Genomic DNA, 8,567 nt, shown 5'->3' on the forward strand with positions numbered 1-8,567 from the left:
CTCGGGCACCAGGCAATTCAGCAACCTGGCCGCCTCGCCCGGATGAGGAGTCAGGATGTGATTATCCGCTGGGATGGCTACCCGACCAGACAAAAGGTTCAGCGCATCCGCATCCAGCACCCGCGGCTTGCCGCTGGCAACCACCTGCTCGAGCATCTGCTGGCCCCAGGCGCTTCGCCCGATACCCGGGCCACACACGACAACCGAGGCAGCATCAAGCAACGTCGGCAACTCCGAGCCATGGATCAGGCCATGAACCATGACGGATGGACATCTTGCCAGGGCCGCTGTCACATGCTCGGGGCGGGTCGCCAACGACACGAGCCCGGCACCCGATCGCGCCGCAGCCTCTGCCGCCAGCAGACCGGCCCCACCGAAGCCGCGATCACCCGCAACCACCAGCACATGCCCGAATCTTCCCTTATGGGCGTTGGCAGGCCGGGGTGGTAGCCAGGGCATCACAGAACCCCAGTCACGACGGCGGGCGATGGGCTTCTGGCCGCTACCGGGGATACCCTCGTCGGTATCCAGAGATTCGAAAACCACCTCGCCGCACACTGCTGCACCTTGCCCCGTGAACAAGCCAGCCTTGAGCCCGATAAAGGTCACTGTCCTGGCCGCATTAACCACATCCCCCTCGGCCGCTCCCGTGGTCGCATTAAGCCCGGAGGGCAGATCCACTGCAAGGACAGGCGCTAAAGCGCTGTTACACCGGCTTATCAGAGTCGCAAACGGTTCCCGGGGGGCACCGGACACGCCAGTACCGAGCATGGCATCAACAATCAGGCCCGCGCTGGCAAACAGATCGTCCAGCGATGACTCGCCGAGAGCCTCGAGGTCAAGAACATCTACACCGTCCGCCAGGGCCTTTTGCCAGGCTTTACGGGCGTCGCCGGACAATTTGCCGGTTGGCGCAACCGCGACACAGCTGACGTCCAGATCGTGCCTTTTCGCACTTGCCGCGACCAGGTAACCGTCACCACCGTTGTTACCCGCACCGCACAGGACCAGCACCGAGCCGCAGTTTGGCCAATGCCGTACCAGGCAGCGAAAAGCGGCGTGGGCGGCGGACTGCATCAGTTCAAAACCATCAACACCTTGCTGATCAATCACATAGCGATCGATCTGCCTCACCGCATCGGCGGAAAACAGTGCGTCTGGTAGACTGTGCCCAGCGGACGGCGGCATGAACCTTTGCTCCCGTTACAGAAACCGGTTTAAGAAAATTGGCCAGATACCTGTAAAGCATAGCAAAACAGTAGAAAAGGTCATAACTTAATCAGATTAAATATCCGTACACGGGTTCAGCACCGAATTCCAGCATCGGCAGTCACTATGAGCACCACAGCAACCTGTACCACGACACACCCGGAACTTGCGGATCTGCCGTCGCTCATCCGCCGGTGGGCAGCTGAATTCGGGTTTGCCGATGTGGGCATTACCAACGCGGACACGGGCGAGCACGCCGACCATCTGAAGGACTGGCTTGCGGCAGGTTACCAGGGCGAGATGGATTACATGGCCCACCACGGTGACAAGCGCTATACGCCTGCCTCTCTGGCGCCGGGCACCACGCGGGTTATATCCGTGAGAATGGACTATTTGCCCTCACCAGACAGTCCGAAAGAAGCGCTTACTAACCGGGAGGGTGCTTATGTCACGCGTTATGCGCTGGGTCGGGATTACCATAAACTGATCCGTAAGCGTCTTGCACAGCTGGCAGCGAAGATTGATGAGGCCGTTAGCGGATACGATTACCGGGCTTTTGTAGACAGCGCTCCGGTGCTGGAACGCGCACTGGCGCAGAGAGCAGGCCTCGGCTGGATCGGCAAGAACAATATGCTGATTCACCCGAAGGCCGGCTCGTTCTTTTTCCTCGGGGAAATCTTCACCAGCGCCCCCCTGCCCATTGATGAACCCTTTGAAACGGATCATTGCGGCAGCTGTTCGGCCTGCCTCGACCTTTGCCCGACGGACGCCTTTGTTGGCTCGCACAAGCTTGATGCCCGGCGTTGCATCAGCTATCTAACCATCGAGCTAAAAGGGAGTATCCCAGAGGAACTCCGGCCGCTGATGGGCAACCGGGTTTTCGGTTGCGATGACTGCCAGTTGGTGTGTCCATGGCAGAAGTTCAGCAAACCAACCAGCGAAAAGGACTTTCAACCGAGGCACGGACTGGACAACAGCTCCCTGGCAGAGCTTTTTCTCTGGACCAAGGAGCAATTCCTCAAACGCACCGAGGGCTCTGCAATTCGGCGAACAGGCTACGAGGGCTGGCTCCGCAACCTGGCGGTCGGGCTGGGCAATGCGCCGTCAACCATTCCGGTAATTGAGGCCCTGAAAAAGCGCGCGGACCACCCTTCCGAGATGGTCCGCGAGCACGTCCAGTGGGCTCTGAAGCGGCATGGCCTATAGCTTGAAGAACTGTTCCCGGTAATGACGCAGTTCGTTGATGGAGTCCCGGATGTCGTCGAGTGCAAGGTGGCTACCTTTCTTTTTTACGCCGGCGAGGACATCCGGGCGCCAGCGGCGGGCAAGTTCTTTCACTGTGGATACATCGAGATTCCGGTAATGGAAGAAGTCTTCCAGTTCGGGCATGTATTTGACGAGGAACCGGCGATCCTGGCCAATGCTGTTGCCGCACAGGGGTGACTGGCCCTTTTCTACGTGTTTTTTCAGGAATTCGATGGTCTGCTGTTCGGCTTGAGACTCGGAGATATCGCTTTCCTGAACGCGCTTGGTGAGTCCGCTTTCACCATGGGTACGGGTACACCATTCGTCCATGGAATCCAGAAAGGATTGTGGCTGATGGACGGCAATAACCGGTCCTTCCGCGACAATATTGAGTTCCGAATCGGTGATAATTGTGGCCATTTCGATGATCCGTTCTTTTTCCGGATCCAGGCCTGTCATTTCCAGATCGATCCAAACGAGGCGATTGCCTTCTGCCATTTTGTTACCAACCTTCTAAGTGCGGTGATAGTGGGGCTGGGTCCGGCTTTCCGGAAACCGCTACGAGCACATCCATGTGCGCATGGCGTCGGCCATCCATGGCCGCCGACATTTCCGGAAAGCCGGACCCAGCCCCACTGCGAAATCAGGTGATATACCTTGAACGTCTCGGCATTGCCCAAGCCGAGTAGCTACGATTGCAGTATGATGGCACACCAAGGGCGAAACTTTCATCTGGTTATCCGGGACATAAATGGCAAAACGGCGACTGAACAAACAGCAGCAATTCCGCATCAAGAAAGTCCAGGAGGAGCGTGCGGCCCGGGCGGCGCGCAAGGAGAAGAAGGTTCAGGAGCAGGCCGACGCCGGCGAGCTCGGGCCAGAGCAGGAAGGGCTGGTTATTGCTCACTACGGGCAACAGCTGGATGTCGAAGCGCTTGAAGGCGACCAGGAAGGCGATGTGGTTCGCTGCTTTGTTCGGGCCAACATTGATAGCCTGGTAACTGGCGACAAGGTTGTCTGGCGGCCGGGGAAGAATGAGACGGGCGTTATCGTTGCCCGCAGTGAGCGCCGCAATCTGCTGCAGCGGCCGGATAATTTTGGTGCCCTGAAGCCGGTGGCCGCAAACATTGATCATATTATTCTTGTGATTGCGCCGGAGCCGGAACCTCACGATAACCTGATTGACCGGTATCTGGTGGCATCCGAGATCACAGACATTCCGGCAGTGATTCTGTTGAACAAGACCGATCTGATCACCGACAGCAACCGGGAGTACATCGACGCGCTTCTGGGCCGGTATGAGGCACTGGGCTATGAGGTGGTTCGAACGTCTGCCGCTGAGTCCGGTGCTAAACCTTCGCCAGAGGTTGAGGCACTGGTGAAAGATCAGACCAGCGTATTCGTCGGGCAATCCGGGGTGGGCAAGTCATCCATTATCCAGACTCTGATGCCCGATGAGGCCATTCGCGTGGGGGCTGTGTCTGAGAGCACCGGCAAGGGGATTCACACGACAACCACGGCTAAACTGTTCCACCTGCCGCTCGGAGGCGATCTGATTGACTCGCCGGGGATCCGTGAGTTCGGGCTCTGGCATATGACAGCGCAGGAGATCGAGTATGGCTTTCGGGAAATTCGGGAGGTGATCGGCACCTGCAAGTTCCGCAACTGCCGGCACATGGGTGACCCCGGTTGCGCCATCGACAGAGCTGCGGAGGAAGGGAAAATCAGCCCGGAGCGGCTGAAAAGCTTTCACCGGATTCTTCAGGATATGACGGAGCAGCAGGCCCGCGGTCTAAAACTGGAATGACTATCCCAGCGCTACCAGTTTAGCTCTCCTGGCGCCGGCTCTTCTTGTTCCTCCAGCCATTCGCCGCTTTCCAGGCGCTCACGGGCCTCCTCTTGCTCGTCTTCGGCCGGCTTGGTGAGGTCGATGAGAGGTTCATCGTACCGGCCAGCACTTGTCTGTATGTTATCGACGGTTTTCTTGTTCAGGACGATGATGGATATGCGGCGGTTCACCGGCGCATTCGGGTCATCCTTGTCGAACAGCACGGAATCGCTCAGCCCCACAACGCGGGCAATTTGCTGCTGACGCACGCCCCCGGCAACAAGCGCCCTACGGGCCGTGTTTGCGCGGTCTGCCGACAACTCCCAGTTGGTGTAACCAGGCCGGCCGTTAAACGGTGTCGAGTCGGTATGGCCGGTAATGCTGAGCTTGTTGTTAACTGAACCCAGAGTCTTCGCAAGCTCAAACAGAATGTCTTGAGAGTAGTACTTGAGTTCTGCCCGCCCGCTGTCAAACATGGGGCGGTTGGAACGATCGACAACCTGGATGCGCAAACCTTCGTCGGTAATATCGAGCAACAGTTGGTCCTTGAATTCCTGCAAGGTTGCATCCTGTTTGATCTGTTCCTTCAACTCTTGGAACAGCTCACGCATCCGTCGCTGCTCCAGAGTTTCGGAGAGCTCATCGACCATCTCGTCTTCAATCTGGATCTGGCTGGATTCAATATCCGGGCTTGCCTCATTGACCACCGAAGCACTGCCCTCAAGATCAACTGGATTGGGCGAGCCGCCCTCGGTAAAGCCGACAGGATCCCGGAAATAACCCTCTACCGCTTTCTTCTGTTCCGGAGAAGCCGTCGCGGTTAACCAGAGCACCAGAAAGAACGCCATCATCGCAGTCGCGAAATCGGCAAACGCGACCTTCCAGGAGCCACCGTGATGGCCACCTGCAACAACCTTTTTCCGTTTGATGATGATCGGCTGTTCTTCCACGAATCGGCTCCGGGTTCAGATGAGGGCGGTGTTACTTGGAACGAACGTGATCATTAAGCTCCTGGAACCCAGGGCGCTTATCCGTGGGCAACGCCTTGCGGCCAAACTCAATGGCCATCTGGGGTGCTTGCCCGGAAACCGTCGCCACAATCGCTGATTTGACGCACTCGTAAGCCTTCAGCTCATACTTCGCAGCGTGTTCCATGGCGATAGAAGCAGGACCCACAAAACCATACCCCATGAAAATACCCAGAAAGGTACCCACCAGTGCTGCAGCCACACTGAGACCAATCTTTTCCGGGCCTTCAGTGAGAAAGTTCATGGTAATTACGATACCCAGTACCGCAGCAACGATACCGAGCCCCGGCAGCGCATCGGCGATTTTGTTGACCGCGTGGGCCGGCTCTTCAAGTTCGTGCTGGCGACTGTCGATCTCATTCTCCATCATGCCTTCGAGTTCGTGGGTCGCCATATTTCCGGAGCTGATGATCCTCAGGTAGTCAGTGATGAATGCCAACAATTCTTTGGATTTCATTACTGCCGGATATCGACTGAAAATCTGGCTCGCCTCAGGATTGTCAATATCCTCCTCGATCGCCATGACTCCCTGTTTACGGGATTTATCGAAGATCTCGTAGAGCAGACTCAGGAGATCCATGTAGAAAGCCTTTTTGTAGGGCGAGCCTGTGAGCAACTGAAGGCTTTTTCCAAAGACCTCCTTAACAGTGTGCACAGGGTTGGCAATGATAAAAGAGCCCAGAGCCGCGCCGAAAATAATCAGCACCTCAGTTGGCTGCCACAGAACGGCCAGATTGCCCCCATGCAGTACATAGCCGGTGAGCACACTGGCCATAACAATAATCGAACCGACGATCAGCAACATAAAGTCTTAGCACGCCTCGTTTTTTGGTTATCGGCCGGGGCCGGAAGCTGTCATGCAAAAAGTGAACTGATAATAGCAAGGCCACGCCATAACCGCGAAGCCATGAAACAATTTCTATACAGGTAGCAGTCTTTGGTAAACTTCGCGCCTTTGAGCGCAAAGGATCACATCTAATGTTCGACAAGCTTTTTGTTCTTAGTCAGTACGTCACGCCGCAACTGGGGGTATCCAACCTCGCCGGCCGTCTGGCGGACAATGACCGCTCCCCTGCGCTCAAGAACCGGGTTATAAAATGGTTTATCGGCCGCTATGGCGTTGACATGAGCGAAGCCGCCGAGCCTAACCCTGAAGCCTACGCCACGTTCAACGATTTCTTCACCCGGGAGCTGAAGCCTGGCATCCGCCCCCTGGCGGACGGCGAAAAAACCCTGGTCAGCCCCGTTGACGGCGCCATCAGCCAGCTCGGCCAGGTCACCGGAGACCGGGTTTTCCAGGCAAAGGGCCAGTCGTTCAGCCTGAGCGAGCTGCTCGGTGGCGAAGAGGCGACCACAGCCCCGTTTGCCGATGGCGAATTTTCTACAATCTACCTCTCGCCCAAGGACTATCACCGGATCCACATGCCGATGGCCGGCACGCTTCGACAGATGATCCATGTTCCCGGCAAGCTTTTTTCGGTCAACCCGGTAACCGCCGAAAATGTCCCGAATCTGTTCGCCCGCAATGAGCGGGTTGTCTGCATCTTCGACACCGCCTCCGGCCCCATGGCCCTGGTACTGGTTGGCGCCATGATTGTCGGCAGCGTGGAAACCCGCTGGGCAGGCGTTGTTGTGCCCGGCAGACGGCAGGTCACATCAACACTGTACGAAGGCGAGCAGGCCATCACCTTCGATAAGGGTGAAGAAATGGGCCGGTTCCGCCTGGGCTCCACTGTGATTGTGGTTATGCCAAAAGGCGCCGTCAGTTGGAACAGCAATCAGGTGGCCGGCAAAACCGTTCGCATGGGCGAGGCGTTCGGCGCCCTGGCGTGATCAAGTTCCGCAGGCTCAAGCCCGCTCGAACGGAAACGCCAAGACCTCACGGATGTCCTGGACTCCCAGCTTGAGCATCAGCAGCCTGTCCAGCCCGAGTGCGACACCGGAGCACTCGGGCAAACCCTGATCAAGCGCAGCGAGAAAAGCCTCATCCAGCTCCATTTCAGGCTTTCCGGATCGGCTGCGAAGCTCGTTATCGGCCTCAAAGCGCAACCTCTGTTCTCTTGGATCGGTCAATTCCCAGTAACCGTTACAAAGCTCCAGACCATCTACATAGAGTTCAAAACGATGCGCGGTCTCATAACCGTTAGACTTCGAAACTCTAGCGAGAGAAGCCTGCGAGGCTGGATATCCCGTTATGAAAACGGGCCTGCCCCGTCCCAGATTCGGCTCCACGGCAAAACTCATCAACAGATCGAGGCAGCCATCCCGACCAAGGTCCGCCAATTGCTCTGGCTCCAGCCACTCCTCACAGCGGCGCATCAGTTCAAGGTCCGTCGCTGCGAACGGGTCAATGTGCGCCCATCGCCTGAGGGCATCGCGATACTGAATGATTTCCGGCCGCTCGCATCCCAGCCAGCCGCAGACAAGGTCCGACACTTCAGCCATGAGCGTCACATCGTCAAAGCCTGTCCGATACCATTCGAGCATGGAGAATTCGGGGTTGTGACGACGCCCCTGTTCGCCATTGCGGAACACCCTGGAGATCTGAAAAATGGATCCACAGCCGGCCGCAAGCAATCGCTTCATGTGGTACTCGGGAGACGTCTGGAGCCACCCGCCTTTGCGTGTGCCGGCAGAAACCTGCGCGGGGATGCCGTCAAGATTGACATCAGTAACGCCACATCGCCCAAGCACCGGGGTTTCGACCTCCAGCACTTCTCGCTTCGCAAAAAAGCCGCGCACAAACGCCAGTTGTTGTGCGCGGCTTTTCAGGGCAGCCTGCGAGGCAGAGGGCTGCCAGACAGGTTCGCGGTTCATGACTGGATCAACTGCTCTTTACCCGGCTCACGTACTCGCCAGAGCGGGTATCCACCTTCAGGACTTCGCCGATGGTGATGAACAGGGGTACGTTGACAACCGCACCGGTAGAGAGTGTTGCCGGCTTGGAACCACCCTGGGCGGTGTCACCTTTCATTCCCGGATCGGTATCGACCACCTCAAGTTCAACGAAGTTGGGGGGCGTTACAGACAGCGGCGAGCCGTTGTAGAGCGTTACCGTATAAACGTCCTGCTCTTTCAGCCACTTCAGCGCGTCGCCAACCGCTTTGGCATCAGCCGGGTACTGCTCGAAGGAACCGTCAGTCAGCATGAAGTGCCAGAATTCACCGTCGGTATAGAGGTATTCCATGTCCTGATCAATGACATCTGCGGCTTCCAGACTTTCGCCGGACTTGAACGTGCGCTCCCAGACCCGGTTG

Annotated in this window: 9 protein-coding genes; 3 read left to right on the top strand and 6 right to left on the bottom strand. The window is 57.3% G+C overall.

Annotated features, from left to right (window positions below):
• A partial coding sequence (locus B2W52_RS06425) for an NAD(P)H-hydrate epimerase (RefSeq protein ID WP_286802013.1) occupies nucleotides 1–1,188 on the bottom strand: 1,188 nt, incomplete at its 3' end.
• 147 nt (nucleotides 1,189–1,335) lie between these two features.
• Here B2W52_RS06425 and queG point away from each other — a divergent pair.
• The gene (gene queG / locus B2W52_RS06430) at nucleotides 1,336–2,415 is read left to right on the top strand and encodes a tRNA epoxyqueuosine(34) reductase QueG (protein WP_008174130.1); all 1,080 of its coding nucleotides are present in this window, start codon (nucleotides 1,336–1,338) and stop codon (nucleotides 2,413–2,415) included.
• Here queG and orn read toward each other — a convergent pair.
• Complete coding sequence (gene orn, locus B2W52_RS06435; RefSeq protein WP_092031015.1) at nucleotides 2,410–2,952, bottom strand: oligoribonuclease; 543 nt, start codon at nucleotides 2,950–2,952, stop codon at nucleotides 2,410–2,412. The genes queG and orn overlap by 6 nt on opposite strands.
• A gap of 253 nt (nucleotides 2,953–3,205) precedes the next feature.
• Between orn and rsgA the strand changes: the two genes are divergently transcribed.
• Entirely contained in the window at nucleotides 3,206–4,261 is a 1,056-nt protein-coding gene (gene rsgA, locus B2W52_RS06440) for a small ribosomal subunit biogenesis GTPase RsgA (RefSeq protein ID WP_092031016.1), read from the top strand.
• 11 nt (nucleotides 4,262–4,272) lie between these two features.
• Here the strand turns inward: rsgA and motB are convergent, their stop codons facing one another.
• Nucleotides 4,273–5,232 (bottom strand): flagellar motor protein MotB, encoded by a 960-nt coding sequence (gene motB / locus B2W52_RS06445; protein WP_092031018.1) that lies wholly within the window; start codon nucleotides 5,230–5,232, stop codon nucleotides 4,273–4,275.
• Between the two features lie 31 nt (nucleotides 5,233–5,263).
• A complete protein-coding gene (gene motA, locus B2W52_RS06450) occupies nucleotides 5,264–6,115 on the bottom strand; it encodes a flagellar motor stator protein MotA (RefSeq protein ID WP_273070384.1) in 852 nt (283 codons plus the stop codon).
• Nucleotides 6,116–6,288: 173 nt separating this feature from the next.
• Here motA and asd point away from each other — a divergent pair, with 173 nt between their 5' ends.
• Nucleotides 6,289–7,143, top strand: coding sequence for an archaetidylserine decarboxylase (asd, locus tag B2W52_RS06455; protein WP_273070381.1), 855 nt, complete (start codon nucleotides 6,289–6,291; stop codon nucleotides 7,141–7,143).
• 15 nt (nucleotides 7,144–7,158) lie between these two features.
• Here the strand turns inward: asd and epmA are convergent, their stop codons facing one another.
• On the bottom strand, nucleotides 7,159–8,127 hold the full coding sequence (gene epmA, locus B2W52_RS06460) for an EF-P lysine aminoacylase EpmA (protein ID WP_008174115.1): 969 nt from the start codon (nucleotides 8,125–8,127) through the stop codon (nucleotides 7,159–7,161).
• A 7-nt stretch (nucleotides 8,128–8,134) separates the two neighbouring features.
• A partial coding sequence (locus B2W52_RS06465) for an elongation factor P (RefSeq protein ID WP_286802018.1) occupies nucleotides 8,135–8,567 on the bottom strand: 433 nt, incomplete at its 5' end.

The organism is Marinobacter sp. UBA2498 (genome assembly GCF_002341575.1).
GTDB lineage: Bacteria > Pseudomonadota > Gammaproteobacteria > Pseudomonadales > Oleiphilaceae > Marinobacter > Marinobacter manganoxydans.

Coding starts and splice junctions, on each gene's coding strand:
- epmA (WP_008174115.1), bottom strand. CDS start 8,127: ATGAACCGCGAACCTGTCTGGCAGCCCTCTGCCTCGCAGGCTGCCCTG.
- rsgA (WP_092031016.1), top strand. CDS start 3,206: ATGGCAAAACGGCGACTGAACAAACAGCAGCAATTCCGCATCAAGAAA.
- orn (WP_092031015.1), bottom strand. CDS start 2,952: ATGGCAGAAGGCAATCGCCTCGTTTGGATCGATCTGGAAATGACAGGC.
- asd (WP_273070381.1), top strand. CDS start 6,289: ATGTTCGACAAGCTTTTTGTTCTTAGTCAGTACGTCACGCCGCAACTG.
- queG (WP_008174130.1), top strand. CDS start 1,336: ATGAGCACCACAGCAACCTGTACCACGACACACCCGGAACTTGCGGAT.
- motA (WP_273070384.1), bottom strand. CDS start 6,115: ATGTTGCTGATCGTCGGTTCGATTATTGTTATGGCCAGTGTGCTCACC.